Here is a 238-nt window from a genome sequence, read left to right as displayed (position 1 = left end):
ACCTCCTGGACCGAGGATCGGGAGCGCTGCCGCCGGGCGGGCATCGACGACAGCGTCGACTTCGCCACCAAGGTGGCGATCGCCAAGGAGATGGTCCGCCGCGCGATCGCCGAGAAGATCCCGTTCCGGTGGGTCACGGCGGACGCCGCCTACGGATTCTCCAAGAGTTGGCGATCGGAACTGGAACGGGCGGATGTCTTCCACGTGATGGCCACCACCCGGCACGACACAGTGGTGA

General features: G+C 66.8%; 1 protein-coding gene. It reads left to right on the top strand.

Translation table 11 applies throughout. From position 1 onward, the window contains the following. On the top strand, window positions 1-238 hold a 238-nt coding region (locus ACSNOK_RS36090), incomplete at both ends, for a transposase (protein WP_436784874.1).

The organism is Streptomyces sp. URMC 126, assembly GCF_051386555.1.
Lineage (GTDB): Bacteria > Actinomycetota > Actinomycetes > Streptomycetales > Streptomycetaceae > Streptomyces.
This window is presented reverse-complemented; position numbering and strand designations above follow the sequence as displayed.